The sequence below is a fragment of the Porcincola intestinalis genome (assembly GCF_009696445.1).
Lineage (GTDB): Bacteria > Bacillota > Clostridia > Lachnospirales > Lachnospiraceae > Porcincola > Porcincola intestinalis.
Genome location: NZ_VULZ01000016.1, coordinates 1 through 24,877, shown reverse-complemented (window position 1 = coordinate 24,877; position 24,877 = coordinate 1). Strand labels below are relative to the sequence as shown.

General features: G+C 52.1%; 15 protein-coding genes, 1 tRNA gene and 1 riboswitch. Of the genes, 15 read left to right on the top strand and 1 reads right to left on the bottom strand.

Annotated elements, in window-relative coordinates; genetic code table 11:
• Positions 1-33: 33 nt before the first annotated feature.
• Genes gyrB through FYJ35_RS12590 form a run of 7 tightly spaced genes read left to right on the top strand, consistent with a single transcriptional unit; the run spans position 34 to position 10,406 of the window.
• Positions 34-1,971, top strand: coding sequence for a DNA topoisomerase (ATP-hydrolyzing) subunit B (gene gyrB / locus FYJ35_RS12620; RefSeq protein ID WP_154527088.1), 1,938 nt, complete (start codon positions 34-36; stop codon positions 1,969-1,971).
• Positions 1,972-1,993: 22 nt separating this feature from the next.
• Positions 1,994-4,507, top strand: coding sequence for a DNA gyrase subunit A (gene gyrA / locus FYJ35_RS12615; RefSeq protein WP_154527086.1), 2,514 nt, complete (start codon positions 1,994-1,996; stop codon positions 4,505-4,507).
• A gap of 42 nt (positions 4,508-4,549) precedes the next feature.
• Complete coding sequence (locus FYJ35_RS12610; protein WP_154527084.1) at positions 4,550-5,716, top strand: serine hydrolase; 1,167 nt, start codon at positions 4,550-4,552, stop codon at positions 5,714-5,716.
• A 21-nt stretch (positions 5,717-5,737) separates the two neighbouring features.
• Positions 5,738-7,117 (top strand): MurT ligase domain-containing protein, encoded by a 1,380-nt coding sequence (locus FYJ35_RS12605; protein WP_154527082.1) that lies wholly within the window; start codon positions 5,738-5,740, stop codon positions 7,115-7,117.
• A complete protein-coding gene (locus FYJ35_RS12600) occupies positions 7,114-7,845 on the top strand; it encodes a type 1 glutamine amidotransferase (RefSeq protein WP_154527080.1) in 732 nt (243 codons plus the stop codon). The genes FYJ35_RS12605 and FYJ35_RS12600 overlap by 4 nt, the downstream gene beginning before the upstream one ends.
• 10 nt (positions 7,846-7,855) lie before the next feature.
• Positions 7,856-9,631 carry a D-alanyl-D-alanine carboxypeptidase family protein gene (locus FYJ35_RS12595; RefSeq protein WP_154527078.1) on the top strand — a complete coding sequence of 592 codons (1,776 nt, stop codon included), beginning with the start codon at positions 7,856-7,858 and terminating at the stop codon, positions 9,629-9,631.
• A gap of 37 nt (positions 9,632-9,668) precedes the next feature.
• Complete coding sequence (locus FYJ35_RS12590; RefSeq protein WP_154527076.1) at positions 9,669-10,406, top strand: tyrosine-type recombinase/integrase; 738 nt, start codon at positions 9,669-9,671, stop codon at positions 10,404-10,406.
• Here FYJ35_RS12590 and FYJ35_RS12585 read toward each other — a convergent pair.
• Complete coding sequence (locus FYJ35_RS12585; protein WP_205839835.1) at positions 10,393-11,379, bottom strand: 3'-5' exonuclease; 987 nt, start codon at positions 11,377-11,379, stop codon at positions 10,393-10,395. The two genes, FYJ35_RS12590 and FYJ35_RS12585, sit on opposite strands and share 14 nt — an antisense overlap.
• Positions 11,380-11,743: 364 nt before the next feature.
• On the opposite strand from FYJ35_RS12585, the gene FYJ35_RS12580 reads away from it, so the two are divergent.
• From FYJ35_RS12580 to FYJ35_RS12545, 8 genes are all read left to right on the top strand, one after another.
• Complete coding sequence (locus FYJ35_RS12580; protein ID WP_154527072.1) at positions 11,744-12,847, top strand: ABC transporter ATP-binding protein; 1,104 nt, start codon at positions 11,744-11,746, stop codon at positions 12,845-12,847.
• Positions 12,848-13,158: 311 nt separating this feature from the next.
• The gene (locus tag FYJ35_RS12575) at positions 13,159-14,253 is read left to right on the top strand and encodes a PucR family transcriptional regulator (RefSeq protein ID WP_154527070.1); all 1,095 of its coding nucleotides are present in this window, start codon (positions 13,159-13,161) and stop codon (positions 14,251-14,253) included.
• A gap of 278 nt (positions 14,254-14,531) precedes the next feature.
• A riboswitch (SAM riboswitch) is annotated at positions 14,532-14,632 on the top strand.
• A gap of 231 nt (positions 14,633-14,863) precedes the next feature.
• Positions 14,864-16,051, top strand: a complete 1,188-nt coding sequence (gene metK, locus FYJ35_RS12570; RefSeq protein ID WP_154527186.1) for a methionine adenosyltransferase — start codon at positions 14,864-14,866, stop codon at positions 16,049-16,051.
• Positions 16,052-16,153: 102 nt separating this feature from the next.
• Complete coding sequence (locus FYJ35_RS12565; protein ID WP_205839834.1) at positions 16,154-16,993, top strand: RluA family pseudouridine synthase; 840 nt, start codon at positions 16,154-16,156, stop codon at positions 16,991-16,993.
• Between the two features lie 74 nt (positions 16,994-17,067).
• Entirely contained in the window at positions 17,068-17,628 is a 561-nt protein-coding gene (locus FYJ35_RS12560; RefSeq protein WP_154527066.1) for a TetR/AcrR family transcriptional regulator C-terminal domain-containing protein, read from the top strand.
• Positions 17,629-17,820: 192 nt separating this feature from the next.
• Positions 17,821-19,974: an efflux RND transporter permease subunit gene (locus tag FYJ35_RS12555; protein ID WP_235906570.1), complete on the top strand. Its 2,154-nt coding sequence runs from the start codon at positions 17,821-17,823 to the stop codon at positions 19,972-19,974.
• A gap of 63 nt (positions 19,975-20,037) precedes the next feature.
• Positions 20,038-24,174, top strand: coding sequence for a hypothetical protein (locus FYJ35_RS12550; protein ID WP_154527064.1), 4,137 nt, complete (start codon positions 20,038-20,040; stop codon positions 24,172-24,174).
• Positions 24,175-24,505: 331 nt separating this feature from the next.
• Positions 24,506-24,595, top strand: a tRNA-Ser gene (locus tag FYJ35_RS12545).
• Positions 24,596-24,877 lie beyond the last annotated feature (282 nt).

Genomic DNA, 24,877 nt, shown 5'->3' with positions numbered 1-24,877 from the left:
AGACGGGCAGGTTTCGTACGTACGGAGGATGGAATGGGAACAGAAGATACGGAAGTGACCGGTGAGTACGGGGCGGACCAGATCCAGATCCTGGAAGGACTTGAGGCAGTCAGAAAGAGGCCTGGGATGTACATTGGTTCGACTTCGGCGAGAGGCCTGCATCACCTTGTCTATGAGATTGTGGACAATTCGGTCGATGAGGCGCTTGCCGGCTACTGTACGCATATCCGCGTCATCATCCATCCGGATAATTCGGTCACGGTGACGGATGACGGACGCGGCATCCCGGTCGGGATCAATTCGAAGACCGGCAAGCCGGCTGTGGAGGTTGTCTTCACGGTGCTTCATGCCGGCGGGAAGTTCGGTGGCGGCGGATACAAGGTATCCGGCGGTCTCCACGGTGTCGGAGCATCCGTTGTGAATGCGCTTTCCACGTATCTCGAGGTGGAGGTCTGCCATGAAGGCAAGGTCTATTACCAGCGGTACGAGAGGGGAAGAGCTGTCAGCGGCCTGAAGGTTGTGGGCGAGTGCGAGCCGGACAAGAGAGGAACGAAGGTTACCTTTCTTCCGGACAAGGAGGTCTTCGAGACAACAGTCTTTGATTTTGACACGCTCAAGCAGAGACTTCGGGAGGTTGCATTCCTGACAAAGGGACTTCGTATTACGCTCACGGATGAGCGTGAGAATCCGCCGAAGGAGCGGTCTTTTCATTATGAGGGCGGAATCCGTGAGTTTGTTCAGTACCTGAACAAGGGAAAGACGCCGCTTTACCCGGATGTCATTGACTGCGAGGGCATGAAGGATGGCGTCTATGTCGAGGTTGCCTTCCAGCACAATGACGGGTACAACGAATCGGTCTATTCATTTGTCAACAATATCATCACGCCGGAAGGCGGCACACATATGACAGGTTTCAGGAACGCGCTGACCAAGACGTTCAACGATTATGCGCGCTCCATGAAGCTGCTCAAGGACAATGCGGAGAATTTGACCGGAGATGACATTCGGGAAGGGCTGACGGCGGTTATTTCCATCAAGATTTCAGAGCCGCAGTTTGAAGGGCAGACCAAGCAGAAGCTTGGCAATTCCGAGGCAAGAGGGGCGGTTGAAAGTCTTCTTTCAGAGAAGCTTTCCATCTATCTGGAGCAGCATCCGCAGGTCGGAAAGCTCATTGTCGAGAAGTCTGTGATGGCGCAGAGAGCCAGGGACGCGGCCAGGAAGGCGCGGGACCTGACGAGGAGAAAGTCTGCACTCGACGGGATGTCTCTCCCGGGTAAGCTTGCGGACTGCACGGACAAGGATCCGAAGAACTGTGAGATCTTTCTGGTTGAGGGAGATTCCGCAGGAGGCTCCGCAAAGACAGCGCGTGCGCGTGCGACGCAGGCCATCCTTCCGCTCAGAGGAAAGATCCTCAACGTCGAGAAGGCAAGGCTGGACCGTGTCCTGGGCAATGCCGAGATCAAGGCGATGATTACAGCATTTGGCTGCGGAATCCATGAGGATTTTGATATCACAAAGCTTCGCTATGACCGGATTATCATCATGACCGATGCCGATGTCGACGGAGCCCATATCGCGACGCTTCTGCTGACCTTCTTCTACCGCTTCATGCCGGAGCTGATCAAACAGGGGCATGTCTACCTGGCAACGCCTCCGCTGTACAAGCTCGAGAAAAACCAGAAGGTCTGGTATGCCTACACGGACGAGGAGCTGGCGGACATTATCAGTCAGGTCGGGCGTGACCAGAACAACAAGATTCAGCGTTACAAGGGACTGGGAGAGATGGATCCGGAACAGCTGTGGGAAACTACGATGGATCCGTCAAAGCGCATTCTCAAGCAGGTATCAATGGACGATGACGATGAGTCTTCCGTGGATGTGACATTTACAACCCTGATGGGTGACCAGGTTGAACCCAGGCGGGAGTTTATTGAGGAAAATGCAAAGCGCGTCGGCAATCTGGACGTATAAGAGATAGAAACAGGGAGATAGCATGGACGAAAAAGTATTCGACCAGATCAGGGAAGTGGATCTTCAGAAGACGATGGAGGAGTCCTACATCATGTATTCGATGTCGGTCATCGCCTCCAGGGCGCTTCCGGATGTGAGGGACGGTCTGAAACCTGTGCAGCGGCGTATCCTGTATGCGATGATCGAGCTGAACAACGGACCCGACAAGCCACACAGAAAGTGCGCGCGTATCGTCGGTGATACAATGGGTAAATTCCATCCGCACGGGGATTCCTCAATCTACGGAGCCCTGGTCAACATGGCACAGGAGTGGTCCATGCGGTATCCGCTGGTGGACGGTCACGGAAACTTCGGATCTGTGGACGGAGACGGCGCGGCAGCCATGCGGTATACAGAGGCACGGCTCTCGAAGATCTCGATGCAGATGCTGGCTGATATCAACAAGGATACGGTCGACTTTGTGCCGAATTTCGATGAGACGGAGAAGGAGCCGACGATTCTGCCCGCCCGCTTTCCGAATCTTCTGGTGAATGGCACCACGGGTATTGCCGTCGGTATGGCGACGAATATCCCGCCGCACAATCTGAAAGAAGTGATTGGTGCCTGCGTAAAGATGATCGATAATCGTGTGGAGGAGGACCGTGAGACCTCTATCGATGAAGTGATGAAGATCATCAAGGGGCCTGATTTTCCGACAGGGGCGGAGATCCTCGGGACAAGAGGAATCAGCGAGGCTTACCGGACAGGCCGGGGCAAGATCATTGTGCGCGCAATCACAAATATCGAGACGTTGCCGAGCGGAAAGAGCAAGATCGTCGTCACGGAGCTTCCGTATCTTGTGAACAAGGCGCGCCTGATCGAGAAGATCGCGGAGCTTGTCCGGGACAAGCGGATCGATGGAATTACCGGTATCACAGATGAGTCTTCCCGGGAGGGAATGCGGATTTCAATTGATATCCGAAAGGATGCCAATCCGAATGTTGTCCTGAACAGGCTGTATATGCATACGCAGCTGCAGGATACATTCGGTGTCATCATGCTGGCGCTTGTGGACGGCAAGCCGAAGGTGCTGAATCTTGTCGAGATCCTTCAGTACTATCTGAAACACCAGGAGGATGTCGTCACCAGAAGGACGAAGTATGATCTGAACAAGGCAAAGGAGCGGGCTCATATCCTGAAAGGTCTGCTGATTGCGCTTGACAATATCGACGAAGTGATTCGGATCATCCGCGGAAGTGAGAGCGTTGCGCTTGCGAAGACAGAATTGATGAAGCGGTTTGGTCTGGATGATGTCCAGGCACAGGCGATTGTGGATATGCGCCTGCGTACGCTGACAGGTCTGGAAAGAAGCAAGATTGAGGAAGAGTATGCTTCCCTGATGAAGCTGATTGAGCGGCTGACGGCGATTCTGGCCGATAAGAAGGAACTGCTCGGTGTGATCAGAAGAGAACTGCTGGAGATCTCCGATAAATTCGGGGATGAAAGAAGGACAAAGATTGGCTTCGCCCCGGATGACATGGGCATCGAGGATTTGATAGAACGCCGGGATGTTGTCATCACGATGACGAAGCTGGGCTATATCAAGCGGATGAGCAATGACAACTTCCGCAGCCAGAACAGGGGAGGAAGAGGAATCAAGGGCATCGAGACGCTGAAGGATGACTACATTGATCAGCTTCTGATGACCGATACACACGCTGACCTGATGTTCTTTACGAACAAGGGGCGTGTCTTCCGTCTGAAGACCTACGAGATTCCGGAGGCAGGGAGAACTGCAAGGGGAACCGCGATCATCAATCTGCTCCAGCTTCAGCCAGAGGAGAAGGTATCGGCTGTTATCCCGGTCGGCTCCGATGACGAGGTCGGTCCGGACGCCACGCTTGTGATGGCGACCAGAAAGGGTATCATCAAGCGAACATCCGTCTCTGAGTACAGCAATGTCCGGAAGAATGGTCTGACGGCAATCATTCTGAGAGATGATGACGAGCTGATCAACGTTATGGCGACTGATAACCGCCAGGATATTCTGCTGGTGACGAAATATGGAGCCTGCATCCGTTTCCAGGAAGGGGATGCGCGCCTGACCGGAAGGGTATCGATGGGCGTTCGCGGTATTACCCTTCAGGATGGAGATGAAGTGGTCGGGATGCTCACGGCATCGGAGGCACCGTATATGCTGACCGTCTCTGGCAAGGGAATGGGAAAGCTGACGGACATCAATGAATTCTCCCCGCAGATTCGCGGCGGAAAGGGTGTCAAGTGCTATAAGATTACCGGCAAAACAGGAGATGTCGTAGCTGCGATGGCGGTAGATACAGATGATGAGATCATGATGATCAATTCGGATGGTGTCATCATCAGAATGAGCTGCAGCGACATATCCATTCTTGGAAGAATCACATCCGGTGTGAAGCTGATGAATCTTGGAGATGACGAACAGGTCGTGTCGGTTGCAAAAGTGCGGGAGACCTCGAAGGATGAGACGGAGTCCATGGAGGAGTCACAGTCCGGTGAATCCGGGAATTCCGAAGAATAACCGGACAAACTCCCGGATGTCCAGAATCAAGGGAGGGCATCAATGAGAGAAAAATGGGTGACTGCGGGCTTTCTTCTGTTGAGTGTGGCAATGCTTTCATCCTGTGACAGGGTGAAAGAACGCTCTTCAGGATCAGATTACGATCAGTCAGAGACAGCGGCAGATGCGCTGTTTACAGATACCTGGCAGACAGAAATCGGAACGGAGTCTGGAACAGAGACAGAGTATAACCCGGACAATGAGCTGGTGGAAAGTCCGGAAAGTGAGTCTGAGGTCAGCGAGATCATCCAGGAAAGTGGCGATACCAGGATACCCGATCAAAGTGAAACGGAGCATAAGCATGGAATGCTTCCGGAGGAGACAGAGAGCCGGGAAGGCGAGACGTCCGGTCCGTTCTCATCAGTGATGGATGCCATTCAGAAACGGGAGACTTCCGGTGAAAAATGGGCGCTCGCATATGAGGATCTGAACGGCAAAGACACATACGGATACAGAGAAAACGAGAAGATGCAGTCCGCCAGTGTCATCAAGCTTTTCATCATGGGGGCGGTCTACCGATATATATGCTACCCGGAGAAGACCGATCCGGTCATCAATTTCGGGGAAAGCTACAGCGGACAGCTGAGGGATGTGATTGAGAAGATGATCACGGTCAGCGACAACGATGCTGCAAACCGGCTGGTTGAGGCACTTGGGCAGGGAGATTTCGACACGGGAAAGAAGCGATTGAACCAGTTCTGCAGGGAGGAAGGTTATACAAACACTTCACTTGGCAGAAGGTTTATGGCCTCAGATCTTTCCGAGGGTGACAATTACACATCTGCTTCAGATGTGAGAAAGTTTTACATGGACCTGTATGAGGGGAGGCTTGTGAACGAGGAGGCTTCCGGAAAGATGCTCGATATCCTGAAGAAACAGACGCTGACATCCAAGATCCCGGCTGGTCTTCCGGAGGGCTATTTTTCCGGAAACAAGACGGGAGAGATGCCAGACGGGTATGGGCTCGGGTGCATCGAGAATGACTCTGCGATTGTCTTTGCTCCGGTGACAGAAGATGAAAAGACGTCGCCCGGCTATATCCTCGTTGCATTGTCCAATGATCTGAATGGAGAAAATGAGCAGGCGCAGGCACAGATCAGGGATCTGTCTGAGAAGGTGACCTCGTGGTATCAGTCCGGAGAAAAGAATGAAACCTCCGGCCAGCAGTGAACCAGGTGCCGGAGGAGTGCTATGGGATTTCGAACATCGATCGCGATCGCATCCGCAAAGCTTCTGAGCTTTGCCTGCAAGATCGCCGGAAAACAGGGGGTTACGATGGCCGGGAAGCTGGCCATGAAGATTGACCCGGGCATACTGAAGAAGCTGTCCGCCCAGGTGCGGGGTGAGATCCTTGTCACCTGCGGAACGAATGGCAAGACAACGACGAATAATCTGATCTGTTCTGCCTATGAGGCGGAGGGGAGAAGGGTCGTCTGCAATCACACCGGATCCAATATGCTGATGGGTGTGGCGGCTGCATTTGTGCTGGCTTCGAAGGTATCGGGAAAGCTGGATGCCGACAATGCCGTCATTGAAGTCGATGAAGCCTCGGCAAAGCGGGTTTTTCCTCATATGAAGCCGGATTATATGGTGCTGACGAATCTGTTTCGCGACCAGCTGGACCGCTACGGAGAGATCGACATCACGATGAATCTTCTGAAGGAAGCCATGGACATGGCACCGGATATGACCATCATCGTCAATGCTGACGACTCGTTGAGCAGTTATCTGGCGCTTGAAAGCGGTCACAAGGTTGTGACGTACGGCATTTCCGAGCAGGTTTTTCACAGAGAGAATGACCATGAAATCCGGGAAGGTCAGTTCTGCAAGAAATGCGGACATCGTCTGGTTTATGACTTCTATCATTTTAGTCAGTTAGGCGTCTACCATTGCCCGCACTGTGGATTCAGGCGGCCGGATGTGGACTTTGACGCCTGCCACATCAGCCTGAAGGGAGGTCTTTCCTTTGACGTTGCGCAGCGTGCGGCGGGGGAAGGTCAGGTGTCGCTGCGTCATATAGAGGCTTCCTATAGAGGCTTTTACAACATTTACAATATTCTGGCCTGCTATGCGGCGGTCAAAACCTGCGGCTTGAAGACGGATCACTTTGATGAGATGCTGAAAAAGTACAGGCCGGAGTTCGGGCGGAATGAGCTGTTCCGGATCGGAGCGTCCACGGTTCTGCTGAATCTGGCGAAGAATCCTGCCGGCTTCAACCAGAACATATCTTCCGTCATGGAGGATGAAAGTCCGAAGGATCTGATCATTGTCATCAATGACAACGCACAGGACGGAACAGATATCTCCTGGCTGTGGGATGTCGATTTCGACCGGTTTGCGGATGAGAGCATTCGGTCCATCACGGTCTCCGGTCTGAGATGTCAGGATATGCGGCTTCGTCTGAAGTATGTCGGAATACATGCTGATCTTGAGGCGGATGTGCGGACCGCCATCGAAAAGCGCCTGAGAGACGGCTGCGGAAATCTGTATGTACTGGTCAATTACACGGCACTGTACAGTACGCATAAAATGCTCGGGGAAATGGAAGGCCGAAAGGAGGGTGCAAGATGAAGCTTACAATCGGCCACCTGTATCCTGATCTTCTGAACCTGTACGGGGACAGAGGGAATATACAGTGTCTGAAGATGCGCCTTGTCTGGCGCGGCTTTGATGTGGAGGTCCGGCGGTTCTGTATCGATGACAGGGTTGATTTCTCGGATCTGGACATTGTTCTGCTCGGAGGCGGATCTGACAGGGAACAGATGATTGTCTGCAGGAAGCTCCAGCAGATTCAGAAGGATTTCAGGGATTACGTCGAGGACGGCGGAACAACGATTGCAGTCTGCGGCGGGTACCAGCTGCTTGGCCATTATTACAATACACCTGAGGGAAAGATGGAGGGACTGCACCTGGCAGACCTGTATACAGAGCAGGGATCCCCGAGGCTGATATCCAATATTGTTCTGAAGAATGACCGTTATCCGTATCCGGTTGTCGGGTTTGAAAATCATGGCGGCAGAACACATCTGGGGGAGGGTGTCGAGCCGTTCGGAAAGGTCGTCTTCGGCTATGGCAACAATGGCAAAGATCATGAGGAGGGCGTTATATACCGCAATGTGATCGGAACCTATCTTCACGGGCCTCTGCTGCCGAAGAATCCGCATGTCTGCGATGACCTGCTTCTGCGGGCGTTGAGAAGACGAGGATATGAGGGGACGCTTCAGCCTCTCGACGACCATGAGGAGAGAGAGGCAAACGCGTATATCGTAAAGCGATTCGCGGGCTTATCTGATTCGTAAGGGGATATTCATGAAAGCAAAGTGGATCAAGCAGATTACAGTCTTCGTTCTTTCCGCCATACTGGCTGCGGGTTCCGGAACAGCCGGACTGGCTTATGCAGAAGACGCCACAGTTGTGACGGATGACAATGCGGGTTCGGATGTCACAGACGATCAGGCGCCTCAGGATGTTGTCTCTGACGGGTCTTCAGATCCTGTCGTCAGTGATGACAGCGAAAACAGCCAGGACAGTTCGGAGGAAGAATTTATTCCGGACGAATACTATGAGCCGGTCCAGACCAATGATGTCACAGGCTGGCCGCAGGGCGAGGCTATCCAGGCTTCAGCCGGTATTGTCATGGATCTGGACACGGGTGCGATTGTGTATGCTAAAAACATACAGAGAAAGCTTTATCCTGCTTCTATTACGAAGATTCTGACGGCACTCCTGACGCTCGAGCATGCGAGTCTGGATGATACGATCACCTGCACGTCGGCTGTCTATGACCTGGATGACAATGCGTCCAATATCGCCCTGCAGGAGGGGGAACAGATATCCGTCCGGGATGCGCTGTATGCGCTGATGCTGGAGTCTGCGAATGACGCAGCGAATGCACTTGCAGTTCATATCTCAGGGTCTGTCAGTGCATTTGCGGACCTGATGAATCAGAAGGCACAGGAACTTGGCTGCACGGTGAGCCATTTTGTAAATCCCAGTGGTCTGCCGAACGACGATCATTACACCTGTGCGCGTGATTTCGCACTGATTGCGGCGGCAGCCTATGATAATGAAAATTTTCGAAAACTGATTGCTACGAAAGAGTACGAGATCAAGCCGACCAACATGACGGCAGATTCCAGAGTGTTAGCCAATCATCACAAGATGATTCAGACGGACAGCGATTATTACGATGACGTATGTACAGGTGGAAAGACCGGTTTTACGGAGAGCGCCTGGAATACCCTTGTCACCTTCGGTGAGAAGGATGGAAAGCGGCTTGTCTGTGTTCTTCTTCATGGCAATGGGGCACCGCAGAATTACCGGGAGACAACAGATCTTCTGAAGTACGGATTTGACCAGTTTACGCACATTCAGACAGATACTCAGAAGACGGAAATAACACTGGCGGACGCAATGGGTGTTCATTACCTTGGAGCCGGCGCGGATCTGGAATCGCCGGAGCTTTCCCAGAAGATTGCCGGCATCAAAGGCTCCGGGATGGTGACGGTTCCGGCAGGGACAGACAAAACTGCAGTAAAGACAGCACCGTTCAAGGGAGCCGACGGTACCAATACACTCGCTGGTGAGTATGGAACAATCTGCGGACAGCCAGCTGATATTCAGCCGACGGAAGGAGCCGTTTATTATACACTGGGCGGCTGGCCGGTCGGGAGTCGCTGTGTTTCGGTGAGCCCGGTGAACCTGAAGCTGACAAGTGCCTGGCAGGTCAGTGCCAGTGTCACGCTGAAAGCGAACGAGGGGGAGACGGGCGACAAGCAGGAGGCTGCCCAACTGACCAATGAAAAGGTATGGCAGAATGTCAGCAGCTACGTCCAGAATCTGGATCAGAGACGGCTGAGTTTCTGGGAAGCGCACAGAACAGCGATTATTCTCTCAGTCGGGATGATCCTGTTGGTTATCCTGCTGCTGATCCTGATTCTTCTGATTCGTTCCACACGGAACTTCCGTCTGAGGAAGAAGATGCACCAGGCACAGGAAGAAGCCCGTAGAAAGGAACAGGAGATCGAGGAAAAGACGACGGCTGAGATCGAGGAGGAGCTGCGCCAGGCGATGAAGAAGCAGTAAACAAAAAAAGCAGGACATGTTCTGAAAGGATTCGAAAATGAAATGGGTAGCGCCCATCAAGGATGAGATGTCAATTCAGCGCATCTGCAGTGAACTGGAGAAGATCGATCAAAAGTATCTGGTTTTGTTTCTCGTAGGGATTGGGACAGGTCTCCAGCTTCAGGAAATTCTGAGTCTGAGGGTTCGAGATATCAGAGGAAAAGACTTCATCGCGTCATCGATCGGGACACGCGACGTAAAGCGCGCGTTTTACATCCCTGCAGACCTGAGAACGGTGATCGATGATTTCACCAAAGGAAAAGACGAGGAAGGGTACCTGATCTGTGGATATGGTAAGCGCACAGCGCAGCCGCTCTCCAGAGAGCAGGCCTACCGGGTCTTGAAACAGGCTGGGAACAAGGCAGGACAGCCGGAGCTCTGTGCGGCGACGATGCGGAAAACATTTGCCTGGCGGTATTACAGAAGGACAGGAGACATCTACTATATTCAGGATCTGATGAATCACAGCTCGCCTTCTGTGACATATCGCTTCATCGGCATCCAACCGAACCATGAGATCGGTATTCAGCGGAAATCACCCCAGGAAAACGCACGTGCCCGCAGTCGCCTGTACGAAGGCGGATCCGGAATGCACCATATCGAGCGGATCCGGAATGAACTGTATAAAATCGAGGAGGATCTGCAGAGTCCGAAGAATCCGGATGTCTGGTTCGGAAAGGTCGAGAGCCTCCTTTCCTCCATCGACACGCTTCTGGACGAATTCAGGGAAGTGTGAAAACGTTATGTGCCGCACGTCTTGTCCGCCGCTTCTGCTGAACCGATTCCTTCCTGCGGCGGACCTTTTCGTATTCTTCATCCGTAATCGGGCGGATGGTTTTAATGACAAACCATTCACCGTCCGTATTCTGACGGATTCTGATTTTTCCCTTCACTAGTCCGTGCTCCGGACAGATGGCGACGGACAGATAATTTTTCCCATTCTCAGAGAACCAGCGGATCTTTCTTCGGAGTTTCCTGCCGCACACAGGGCAGCAGGTGGAGATCACGACAGGATCCTTCATCACGTCATCCCGGTTTTTGAATGATCTTGATATAAACTTGCGGTAGGTGCCGTAATTGACATAGATTTCCTCCCTGCGGCACTTTGGCGTGATGTAGGTATCGATGGAGGTATACTCCTCCACCGTCTGCCGGGGAAGCTTCCGGAGAACCTCGGCTGTATAGACAGCGTCGGAGAAGGCATCGTGGAAGGCTTCATCCTGAGGAAGGTTCAGATACTGGACAGCCCATTTCAGGGATCGCCGTTCCTTGTGGTCTTCATACACATAGGAAAAAATCTTCTGAACATCGCGGAAGAAAAAGGGAAACGGAAACGGCCAGCTTGCCGGGAGATTGTTCTGCCGTATGTGCCAGGAGACATTCCGCTCGAGCTCTGTCAGATCCCCGGGGCCCCATGTACAGAACACAGGGTCCTCTCCGCACCAGGCAAGAAAATCAGAAAAGACCTCTGGGAATGAACGCTTTCCGATAAAATCCGCCTCCGTCATATGAATGACGCTGCGTGTGCAGTGATGGAGCGTCTTGTACAGGACAGGGCGGATGATCTCATGGAATTCATCCTGTCTGCGGAAATCTTCGTCCATCCGGACAGCACCGATTTCGATGATCTCAAATGGAAGCCTCGGGTCTTCTCTGCGCTTTCCTGAGGGACACTGATTCCATTCAAGGTCAAGGACAATATAGTTCATCGTAAAACTCCCTGGTAATCGTTTTTCATACGCCGGCCATTCTGGAGAAACCGTCTGTTCAGAAGCCCGGACTTTTACAGTATACGGTACTGTGGAGATGATGGCAATGTATATGAAAATGATGCTGTTCGTCATTTTGTTTATGAAATAAGGCACTATTTCGTCAATTCATACATTGACAGGAAGAACGCTTGTTTTCTTTGGATGGAAGCACAACAGCTTCGTTGAAAAATTGTGTTACTCGTCAATAGCTAAAATATTTGAGGCGCGATATACTGGGTTCATCGCTTGGGGGGTATTCTGAGCGGGGGGATTACAAGGTAATCATTGATTCGTGTTTTTCATAGAAAGTGGGAGGTTATCTATGGCAAGCTTATCACTTGAGCATATCAACAAGGTTTATCCGAACGGATTCCAGGCTGTGAAGGATTTTAATCTTGATATCGCCGACAAGGAATTTATCATTTTCGTCGGACCATCCGGATGCGGAAAGTCTACGACGCTTCGTATGATTGCAGGGCTTGAGGAAATCTCTTCCGGTACGCTGAAGATCGACGGCAAGGTCATGAATGATGTCGAGCCGAAGGATCGTGATATCGCAATGGTCTTCCAGAGCTATGCTCTGTATCCGCATATGACCGTTTATGACAACATGGCATTCTCTCTGAAGCTGAGAAAGGTGCCGAAGGATGAGATCGACAGAAAGGTCAGAGATGCTGCAAAGATCCTTGACCTTGAGAAGCTGCTTGACAGAAAGCCGAAGGCTCTTTCCGGCGGACAGAGACAGCGTGTCGCAATGGGGCGTGCTATTGTCCGTAACCCCAAGGTCTTCCTGATGGATGAGCCGCTCTCCAACCTGGATGCAAAGCTTCGTGTCCAGATGAGAACCGAGATCTCCAAGCTGCATCAGAGACTGGGTGCAACCATCATCTATGTCACACATGACCAGACGGAGGCTATGACCCTTGGTACCAGAATCGTCGTCATGAAGGATGGTGTTGTGCAGCAGGTCGATACGCCGCAGAATCTGTATAACAAGCCGTCGAACCTGTTCACGGCAGGATTCATCGGATCTCCGCAGATGAATTTCCTTGATGCGAAGGTTCTTCCGAACGGCGATCTTGACCTTGGCGAAGCAGGAAAGGTTCATCTTCCGGCTGAGAAGGCGAAGAAGGTTGTGGATGGCGGATATGTTGGAAAGACAGTTGTCCTCGGTATTCGTCCGGAGCACCTGGATGATGATCCGGAGCTTGTCGCAAAGTGCGATTCCACGATCAAGGCAAAGATCGAGGTCTATGAGCTGCTCGGCGCAGAGGTATTCCTGTACTTCACCGTCAATGGCGCAAACATGACCGCGCGCGTCAATCCGAGAACGGAAGCAAGAACCGGAAGCGAAGTGACCTTCGGTATCGAGACTTCCAAGATTCATGTATTTGACAAGGAGACCGAACAGGTAATCACAAACTGATCGGTTCTGTCTGATAAGTTGAATATCCGATAAGGCAGGGAGGCTTTCCATCCGGGAAGCCTCCCTTTTTTACGAAGGTGACGAGCCAGGCGCCATGATGCAAGCCTGCCCGCATATCATGGCCCCTGGCGACCGCTCATCATCGAGTGCGGAGAAGGGATGTCGTGTGATGTATTAGGTCCTGCGAGGGAATCCTGCAATGCTTGCAACAGGAGGAAAAACCGTGTAAACTCGAAGAAACGATGGAAATATAGCCGTTCGGGCTGAAGTCATACAGAAGAGTGTTATGGTTTAATAGCAGGGAGATATCTATGATTTCAAATCAGATTATCAAGTCGTCGATCGAGAAGCTGAAGGAGATCACGAAGATTGATTTCTCGGTGCGCGGGACGGATGGGTCTGTTGCGGCATCTACGCAGGGCAGCGAGGATGTCGATGCCGCTACGGTCAGGCAGTTTGCGTCTTCCCCGGCGGACAGTCAGGAAGTTCAGGGACATCATTTCTTCAAGGTCATGGGGGAAGAGGATCAGACAGAATATATCCTGATTGCGAGAGGGGCAGGTGAGGATGTCCATATGATCGGGCGCATCTGTGTCAGTCAGCTCCAGGATCTGGTGATGGCTTACCGGGAGCGCTTTGACAAGTCAAACTTTATCCAGAATCTTCTTCTGGACAACCTGCTTCTGGTCGATATCTACAACCGTGCGAAGAAGCTCCATATTGTCAGTGAGCGAAACCGGGTTGTCTTCATTATTGAAACGAGACACGAGAAGGATACCGAGTCGATGGAGGTTCTGCGGAACATGTTCTCCGATGAGGAAGGACACTTCATCACGGAAGTCGACGAAAAGAGCATTATCCTGGTGCAGGAGCTTGAGGCAGGCGGTGATAACTATGAAGCCATCGAGCAGACAGCCAGCTCCATCCGGGATACGCTGAATACCGAAGCCATGACCGATGTGCGTGTGGCGGCGGGAACGATCATCCATGATATTTCCCAGGTTTCCCGGTCGTATAAGGAAGCCCGGATGGCCTTAAATGTAGGAAAAATCTTTTACAGTGCCGAGCGGGTTCACATGTACAACAAGCTTGGCATTGGACGGCTGATCTACCAGCTTCCGGAGAGCCTCTGCCGGATGTTCATCAAGGAGGTATTCACCAAACAGCAGCCGGATACATTTGACGAGGAGACGCTGCAGACCATCAACATGTTCTTTGACAACAGCCTGAACGTTTCTGAGACGGCGCGCCAGCTCTTCGTCCACCGCAATACCCTGGTCTACCGGCTGGAGAAGCTGGACAAGTCTACCGGTCTTGACATCCGGAAGTTCGATGATGCGCTGACCTTCAAGATTGCGCTGATGGTGGAGAGCTATCTGCATTATCTGGACAGCACAGTCTCCTGAGCTGAATATCATCAGTCTGGATTGATGCAGCGCAGCGGATTCTGATAGCGCAGACCGGCCCTCTCGTGAGGGAATCGTCGAGATGAATGCCGACAGCCCGGATCCGAAAGAGGGAAGGAATACGGAATGTACCGCAGAACGACAGGTTCCGGTGTGTGTATATCTGCACCGGACACACATTTTGAACTGTTTCCGTCAGGGAGAGTGAAGTCCTTGACGGGAATTTTTTTTTCATGTACATTCTGTGTCGTATCAACAACCATACAGATTTTGCTTTTCTCTTATTCAGAGGTGGCGGAGGTACATAGGACCTGTGAAACCACGGCAACCCCCCGCGGGGAAGGTGCCAACCTGAGCGAGGAAACTCGAACAATAAGGGGATTTGACATGTACTCAGATCCGCCGATGGCGGATTTTTTACTGCGCATGTTCGGCTGCAATGAACCAGGACGCGGTGAGACTGCTCACCGTGATACAGGCAGGATGTGGATCATCGCAGCGTGCGGACTGGAGCAGGAAGTGCTTCCGGCTATGCCCGGACAGCCTTAGGGAGAGTAAGGAAAAGCAAAGCATTCAGCAGATCGACTGGTCGATCAGAAAGAGAGTCAAGATGGAAAAGCACCTTTTTACTTCCGAGTCCGTCACTGAGGGACATCCGGATAAGATGTGCGACCAGATTTCAGACGCGATTCTGGACGCATTGATGGAACAGGATCCGATGAGCCGTGTTGCCTGCGAGACCGCCTGCACGACAGGTGTTGTCTTTGTCATGGGTGAGATCACGACAAAGGCATATGTTGATATCCAGAAGCTTGTCCGTGATACCGTTCGTGAGATCGGCTACACAAGAGGCAAGTATGGATTTGACGCAGATACCTGCGCTGTCATCACTGCGATTGATGAGCAGTCTCCGGATATCGCGATGGGTGTCAACAAGTCACTCGAAGTCAAAGAGAACAAGATGACCGATGATGAGCTGGAGCAGATCGGTGCCGGCGACCAGGGTATGATGTTCGGATATGCCTGCAACGAGACGCCGGAGTATATGCCGTTCGCAATTTCCACCGCGCACAAGCTTTGCCGCCAGCTGACGAAGGTCCGCAAGGATGGAACCCTGAAGTATCTTCGTCCGGACGGAAAGAGTCAGGTCACGGTCGAGTACGACGATGACAAGGTTGCAAGAATCGACGCGGTTGTCATTTCCACCCAGCATGACCCGGATGTCACACAGGAGCAGATCCACGAGGATGTGCGCAAGTATGTCATTGATCCGATCCTTCCGCAGAACCTTGTGGATGAGAACACCAAGTACTTCATTAATCCGACCGGCCGCTTCGTTGTCGGCGGACCGCACGGGGATTCCGGTCTGACCGGCCGCAAGATCATTGTCGACACCTACGGTGGAGCTGCAAGACACGGCGGCGGAGCCTTCTCCGGAAAGGACTGCACGAAGGTTGACCGTTCCGCAGCTTACGCGGCGCGCTATGTCGCAAAGAACATCGTAGCTGCAGGCCTTGCAGACAAGTGCGAGATTCAGCTGTCCTATGCGATCGGTGTCGCGCAGCCGACCTCCGTCATGGTGGATACCTTCGGAACCGGCAAGCTTGCAGATGATAAGCTGACCGATATCGTTCGTGAGAATTTTGATCTTCGTCCGGCAGGAATCATCAAGATGCTGGATCTGCGCAGACCGATCTACAAGCAGACCGCTGCGTACGGACACTTTGGCCGCGATGATCTGGATCTTCCGTGGGAGAAACTCGACAAGGTCGATGATCTGAAGAAGTATCTCGGCTGATTGAACTGTACAATTCAGGGGTCGGACAGTGTCCGGCCCCTTTCGTTTTACTGAAACACCATGAGCCGGAGGCATAGGGCAGGCGAAAACAAGCAGGTATCTATGGAAATATTGTATGAGGACGATGACATCATCGTCGTGAATAAAGAATCTGGTCTTCCGGTTCAGGCGGGGACAGCTTCCCGGAAGGATCTGATTTCGATTCTGAAAAACCATCTTTGCGAGGAAAAAGGACAGACTGCGCCGGGTGCAGAGGAACCCTATCTTGGAATTGTCCATAGGCTTGACCAGCCTGTCGAGGGGCTTGTCGTTTTCGCGAAAACACCTCAGGCAGCCAGTGAGCTGAGCCGCCAGGTTCAGGCAAAGACGAAGCGGGAGGTTAACCTTCGAGAACAAGGCCGCCAGCATCGAAAGGACGCAAAGGGCGGCCATCGGCTGAAGACACCGGCGTGGGAGAACGGGGGAGATGCATCGGTGGAAGGCGCATATGCGGATATGCGAAAGGTCTACCAGGCTGTCGTTCTGCTGAAGGACCGCGCTTCCTGTGAAAAGGTGAAGCGTTCGGAGCACTCAGTGACAGTTCTCCAGAATTATCTGAGGAGAAACTTTGCCGGAAATACCACGCAGATCGTGCCGGGACCGGCAAGGGATGCGAAATGGTCGGAGCTGACCTTCCGCACACTGAAGATCTGGCCGTCAGATACGCCCTGGGAAGGGCGGGCACTTCTTGAAATTCATCTTCATACCGGACGGCATCATCAGATCCGGGTTCAGCTTGCGGGAGCAGGTCTTCCGATCGACGGGGACCGAAAGTATGGACCGGCCGGCTTGTTTTATGACTACAATCTGAAGCTGTGCGCGGCAAGTCTGCAGTTCCGTCATCCGGTCACGCACCAGAAGATGAAATTTTCCATCGCGCCATCCTTTCTGAAGGAGGATTAACATTCAACCGGTTGCGTACAATCGATAAAAATGATAAGATAAAACGGTTCCAGAGAGATTCCTGAGGTTGTCCAATGCAGCAGAAAAGAGAAGTGAAAACGCTTCTCGCCGAGAGCTTCAAGGAACTTGCGCTTGAGAAGCCGGTTGAGAAGATTACCATCAAGGAGATCACAGACCGCGCCGGCGTGATCCGCGTCACATTTTATAATCATTTTCAGGATAAGTATGAGCTCCTTGAGTGGATCTGCAGGGAGGAGGTTCTTGCACCTGTCCGCATCCTGCTCGGGAACAATATGCAGCGGGAGGCTGTCACCTTCATCTTCACAGCAATTCTGAAGAATAAGGAGTTTTACAGCCATGTGGCAAGGACGAAGGGGCAGAATTCCTTTGAGAGCATTGTGCAGAACCTGGTTTCGGAGACGATCAATGGTTATTTTCTGAGCAACCATGTTGGCAAGTCTAAAAAGTATTCCTGGCTGACGCCAAAGTGGATTGCCGATTATTACGCACAGAGTCTGACATTTGTTCTGATGGGATGGATTGAGCGTGGGATGACGATTCCACCTGAGGATATGGTGGATATGTACTCCTTCATTGCGAGCCACTCCATGATGGATCTTCCGCAGGATATCTGAGAAGCTTGCGCACGTAAGCTTTACATACATTTGCAAACTGACAAGGTAGAAACGACACTTTTGTAGAAGTGTCGTTTTTTATTTACACTTGTAATGTTTTGGATATTTCACCTGTAAGGCTGGCTGACTATGCTGTAACTCGATAGAAACAGGGCGGTTGTGGAAGATACCTGCCAGTAAAGAGGAGTGTGAATGAAGGGTATGAAGAAAAAGAACAGATTCGGTTGGGCGGTCGTTCAGTCGCGATTCGTGATTCTGATTGCCGCATTTATCCTGCTGATCCCTTCGGTAATCGGTTATCTGGGCACAAAGACGAACTATGATATGCTCAGCTACCTGCCGGACAGCTTTGAGACCATGAAGGGGCAGTCCATCATGGAGGACGAGTTCGGGACAGGCGGTTTTTCGTTCATCATGGTACAGGACATGCCATTCAAGGATGTCGCTGCGATGAAGAAAAAGATGGAGAAGGTCGACCATGTCGAGAAGGTTCTCTGGTATGATGACTTTGCGGACATCTCTATCCCGGTCGAGGTTCTTCCGGACAAAATCAAGGACGCGTTCTACCGGGAGGATAAGAATGAGACGCTTCTGATGGTTGTCCTGAAAACGGGAACATCATCAGATGAGTCGGGCGACGCGATTGAAGCGCTCCGCAAAATTGCGAAGAAGCAGTGCTTTATCAGCGGCATGACGGCGGGCCTGATCGATACAAAGGCGCTGGCAGATAAGGAAGCACCGGTTTATGTGATTCTGGCCGTCATATTGTGTCTGATCGTCCTCCAGCTGACGATGGATTCCTTCATGGCACCGCTGCTTTTTCTGGTATCCATCGGAATGGCAGTCCTCTACAACATGGGAACCAACTGGATTTTCGGAAAGATTTCCTATGTCACGAAGGCACTGGCTGCAGTCCTTCAGCTTGGTGTGACGCTGGATTATTCCATTTTCCTCTGGCATTCCTATATCGAACAGAGAGACCGCCATCCGGACGATCCGAAGCACGCGATGGCAACCGCCATCAAGGCGACCCTGTCGTCGGTCATCGGATCCTCCATCACGACGGTTGCAGGGTTCCTGGCGATGTGCTTCATGACATACCGTCTTGGCATCAACCTCGGGCTTGTCATGGCGAAGGGTGTCCTGTTCGGTGTCGCGACAGTTGTCACGGTGCTTCCGGCCCTGATCCTGGTGCTGGACAAGCCCCTCCAGAAGACGCGGCACAAGGCGATCATACCGAATTTCAAGTGGATTCCGGACTGGGTACAGAAGTATTATCCGATTCTTCTGGTTGTGTTTGGCCTCATCTGGCTCCCGGCAGCCTATGGGCAGAGCCACACGAACGTCTACTATGATCTGGCGAGGACACTTCCGAAGAGTCTTCCTTCTGTCCAGGCGAACACAAAGCTGGAAGACGATTTTGACATGAGTACCACGGAAATGGTTCTCGCGCCACAGTCTGTCAGCCGCAAGGACATGGAGCAGATGGAGAAGAAGATCCGGGATCTGGACGGCGTTACGGCTGTACTCGGAATCGACAACATTGTCGGCTCCCAGCTTCCCGAGGAAATGATTCCGACTGAGCTCTGGGATACGTTCAACAGCAAGAACTGGCGGATGTTCATTATTATGTCGAACTACAAGCTCGCTTCCGATGAGGTGAACCAGCAGTGCGACCAGATTCAGAAGATCATCAAGGGCTATGACAAGAACTGCATGCTGGTCGGCGAGGCGCCATGCACGAAGGATCTGATTGAGACAACGAACACAGACTTCACGGTTGTCAACTGGACATCCATTGCAATGGTTGCCGTGATCATCTTCTTCGTCCTGCAGTCTGTATCGCTTCCGGTTATCCTGGTTGCCGCTATCGAGTTCGCAATCTTCATCAACATGTCGATTCCGTTCTTCATGCACCAGACGCTGCCGTTCATCGCTTCGATTGTCATTGGCACCATTCAGCTGGGTTCGACGGTCGACTATGCGATCCTGATGACGACACGATATAAGTTTGAGCGATCCACCGGAAAGAGCAGAAAGGAATCTGTCTATATCGCACACCGGACGAGCATCAACTCAATTCTCGTGTCGGCACTGAGTTTCTTCGGGGCGACATTCGGCGTCAGCTTGTACTCGAAGATTGACATGATCAGCTCGCTCTGCACGCTGCTGGCGCGCGGTGCTCTGATCTCGATGGTAACGGTTGTCTTCATCCTGCCGGCGCTTCTGTACGCGTGCGACGGACTGATTGTCCATACAAGCCTTGGATTTCTTCCAAAGAAAGGGAAGAAGGAAAAGGCAGCAGGTGAGGCATCAGGAGAAGAGATGTCTGCTAAAGAAACCTGACAGACTGGATTTGTGACGGCTTGAGTGACGGCTTGATTTGATGTGAAGAGGGGATGAAACATTATGAAGGGACTTTACAAGGGAACATTCAGAAAGCTTCTGGCTGCGATGACGGCCTTGGGATTGACGCTGACAGGTGTTGTGTCCGCATCGGCTGCAGGCGGATCGCAGAAGGCAAAAAGTGAGACGGAGATCTTGTCCGAGACAGAAGCTGAGGGCGGAAGTGAAACAGAGAGCGATGGAACTTCATCCGGAAAGGCAAAGGATGACAGTGACGGAGCCGAGAAGGATGAGACGGTTTATATCTTCACAGATGCAAGCGGCAATCAGAAGTCTCTGCTTGTCAGCGACTGGCTGAAAAACCTGAAAAAGGATGACAGCCTGAAGGACTTCTCTGATCTGACCGGTATTGAGAACGTAAAAGGTGACGAGACCTTCACACAGGACGGACAGAACCTGACGTGGGCAGCGGGCGGCAATGATATCTATTATCAGGGCAATTCTGACAAGAAGGCTCCGGTTGGAGTGAAGATCACCTACACGCTCGATGGAAAACAGATCGATCCGAAGAACCTTGCAGGGAAGAGCGGGCATCTGAAGATTCATTTTGAATATACGAACAACGAGACGAAGACTGAGACAGTGGACGGGAAGAAGATTACGGTCAAGGTCCCGTTCGGTGTAATGTCTGGCCTTCTTCTGACAGAAGGCAGTGCGTCCAATGTAACGGTTTCGAGCGGCAAGGTCATCCAGGAAGGCGACAGCACGGCAGTCGTGGGACTTGCATTTCCGGGACTGAGGGAGAGTCTGGCACTTTCTGATGACAAAGATCTCGATATCGATGATTCCAAGATTCCGGAGTCCATCGATGTGGAGGCGGATGTCACGGACTTCAGCATGGACATGAACATGACGATTGTCATGGACGATGTGCTCGACAGCGTGCTGGACGAGTTCGACGAGGGAAGCTCCTTTGACAAGGTTCAGGATCAGGTCTTAGACCTCAAGGATGCGTCGAAGAAACTGGTGGACGGTACCTCCGATCTGTATGACGGAACAAATGATCTCAAGGATGGCACTTCTGACCTGAAGGATGGCACGTCCAAGTTGAAGGACGGTGCAGGGGATCTTGAGGATGGAGCAGGCGATCTGAAGGACGGTCTGTCAGAGTATACGGACGGTGTTTCCCAGGTCTATGACGGAACAAAGAAGCTGAAGAGCGGAACCGCCCAGCTCAAGAGCGGGGCGTCCAGCCTGGCAGACGGAACCGGGGAGCTTCAGGATGGAGCTGTCAGCCTGAGAAATGGAGCCAAGCAGCTGAAGGATGGCGCGAAGGCGCTGTCTTCAGGCGCTTCCAGTGCAAACAGCGGGGCTGCAAGGCTGGAGAGCGGTGCGCAGGTGCTCAGCACCGGTGCGAAGCAGGCAGACAGCGGCGCTGCCGCACTGAAGAGCGGCGCGGCGCAGCTGTCTGATGGAGCAGACCAGCTCAAGGACGGAACCAAGAAGCTCTCAGCCGGCGCAGCAGATCTCAAGAGCGGAACCGATACGGCAGCAGCCGGAGCAGCGCAGCTGGCAGCGGGACTGGTGAAGGGCGGCAGCGATGCTGCACCGTTCTTCCAGGGGATTGAGGATCTGAATAATTCCGTAAACGGTGAGGAGACAAAGAAGGAACTGACTGCACTTCTTGAACTGCTGCAGAAAGATGATGTGCAGCAGGCGATGGGCATGCTGAGTACCCTGTCCGATGGAGCGAAGGCACTGGCAGCTGCACCGGGTTTGATTACGGCGACCAGCTTCGATGAATATGAACAGGCGCTTGGATTGACACAGGTCGATCAGACATTGAATCAGCGCTATATTGATCTCTTCGCGGTAGCAGGTATTTCACAGGAAAAGGCATCCAATAAAGAGCTGGTAGATCAGATTACAGCCGATATTATCGAGGAGCTTCGGCAGAAAGGTACGGCTGCTTCGAACGAAAAAGCAGAGGAGAGTAACAAGCCTGGAGCATCTGCAGCAGATTCGACGGCGGAAGCAGCACAGAAACCCTCTTCTTCTGTGGTACCCGTGACTGCATCAGCCGCATCTTCTGAATTAGCAGCTTCTTCTGCATCTGAATCAGCAGCCTCTGGTACAGCTGCAGAAACTTCTGACAGTGCATCGTCAACTGTGTCAGACGACGCACAGAAGAAGGCTGTAGACGACAGCGCAGCATCTGCGGCGGCACAGAGTGCGGACAGCGCAGCAGAACAGTCTGCATCACAGGCGCAGAGTGCGGCAAGTGAGGCAGACAGCGCAAAGTCTGCCGCGACAGCCGCAGCCGCAGCGGCATCTTCCGCATCTGCTTCCTATTCTCAGGCAGAAAGCGCTTATTCACCGATGGTTTCGAAGCTGGTATCAGCCATGAACCTTCCGGGGATGAGCAGTCACATTGCGGATGTAAACGGTGCAGTCGGGACGGCACGGTCAGTCGCAGGAAGCTATGAGTCTGCCCAGAGCAGCTATCAAAGTGCGGCTTCGGACTACGACACTGCGATTCAGTCCTATCAGACCGCGATCCAGTCCTATCAGGATACGATTGCACAGTATCAGGAAGCGATCAAAGCATACCAGGAGCTGCTGGCTTCTGAGAATACCGATTCTTCCGGCCAGCGTGAGCAAAAGGCTTCGGAAACACAGGCACCGGCTGCAGCCCAGACAAGCGAAACGGCAGCCGGAGCCCAGGCAGTCAGCACAGCTTCAGGTCAGACGGATCCGGAACCGGCGGCTTCGACATCGGCAGACACTCCGTCACAGGAAAGTGTTGCTTTGGAAGCATCACAGAAGACAGAGACAGCACAGGAGGCGGCACAGGCAAATGGAGCCGGTGCATCCGCTGCGGAACAGGCTGAGAATGCATCAGAAGAAAGTTCGAACCAGGCTGCAGGGCTTACAGAAGAACAGCAGAAAGCGATCAAGGCTGCTGTAGAGAAGGCTATTCAGGAACAGGCAGCAAAACAATATAAAGGAATGGTTCAATCTCAAGATACGGTAACCGTGAATCCTTCTGCGGAGAATCAGAATGCAATTATCAAGTATGCAGAATCTGGTGTAGTATACCTGGCAGATCAGAAGAAGATTGATGAAGAACAAAAGAATCAGGCTCTTCTTGGGCTGACAGTCCTTTCTCAGAGGGAGCAGATCAATGCCAGCAAACAAATGATTCTGGCGGTGGCAGGTGTCAAGCCAGGTGATAATCAGAAAACTCAGGTTACAAAGCTGACGGCACTTCAGTCAGATCTGGAGACGCTTTCAAAGAATTTAACAACAGAAAAACAGAAGGCATTGGCTGACAAGATTACGGAGCTTCAGAAGGGAGTATCTGATCTAAGCAACGGCTCCAAGCAGGTTCAGCAGGGATTTTCTGTCGCAGCAAATGGCGCGTCTTCTCTCAGCGCTGGCCTTCAGAAGCTTCAGGCAGGTGCTGGTCAGGTTTCGGCTGGTGCAGGCAGTCTGGATGATGCTGCCGGCAAGATCAAGACGGGTGCCGGAGCACTTGCAGCCGGTACTTCTTCCCTGAAGACCGGGACCTCTCAGCTCTCATCCGGCGCATCAACGCTCTACAGTGGAACCAGTCAGCTCCACAGCGGAACCAGCCAGCTCGCATCGGGTGCATCGCAGCTCTATGATGGAACGGAGGATCTTCACAAGGGATCCAGAACACTTGTTGCCGGCACGGTCGCTGTGAATAACGGAGCAAAGAAGCTTTCAAATGGTGCTTCCGAGCTTGACAGTGGCGTGGCGGATGCGAAGAAGGGTGTCAAGCAGCTTGTTGACAACAATGACAAGCTGAACAGTGGCGCTTCTGATCTTTATGATGGAACCAAACAGCTGAAGGACGGCGCGGATGATCTGGACGATGGCGCAAAGAAGCTGGATGATGGTGCTTCAGATCTGAACGATGGCGCGAAAGAGCTGAAGGACGGCATGAAGAAGTTCAACGATGAAGGGATCCAGAAGATTGTCGATCTGTTCGACGGCGATATCAAGGACCTTGCCGACAGGATGAAGGCGCTCAGAAGTGCAGGCAAGCGTTATGACAGCTTCTCCGGAATCAGCGATGACATGAAGGGTTCAGTGAAATTCATTATCCGGAGTGACTCGATCAAGAAGGACGATTCCGGATCGTCAGATGAAGAGCCGGCTACAGAAGCAGACTGACAATGTTGCCTCAGCTTCATTGCAGATGAAGGAAAGGATCAGGAGCAGACCTTATTGCAGGTCTGCTCTTTCCTTATATTGCAATTGGTAAAATCCAATCTGAGGCATACATTATTACACCCTCAATATGCGGGATAAATGAAGGAATACCGGAATCTGTATGGCAGACGGACAAAACCATAGAAAACATTGCGAAATGGTTGAAAGGGACGGATTTTTATTTGACAAAGAGGTGTGATTTGAATAGAATAATCATGTTCTACCCCGTAAGATGCGTAAGAGCGTCGGAGGGGAGACAATCATAGATGAATAGAGAGATCTATTCAGGCTCGGAGAAATACTCAAGAGGCTGAAGAGGCGCCCCTGCTAAGGGTGTAGGTCGGGTTTAACCGGCGCGAGGGTTCAAATCCCTCTTTCTCCGCGATCATATGGATTCAGAAAAAAGTTTTTGAAACAATAAAAAAGTTGTTGACAAGCGATTGACTGAGTGATATGATATCAAAGTTGCCGCTGAGAAACAAAGGCAGCAACACAGAGCACCTTGATAACTGAACAGTGAAACAACCTTGAAAGTTTTGAAAAGTTTTATTTAAGGAACTGACCTTTAAACAGTAAAAGGGATAAGAGATGTCAGTAACATCTTTGATCCGAATCAAATTTTATTCGAGAGTTTGATCCTGGCTCAGGATGAACGCTGGCGGCG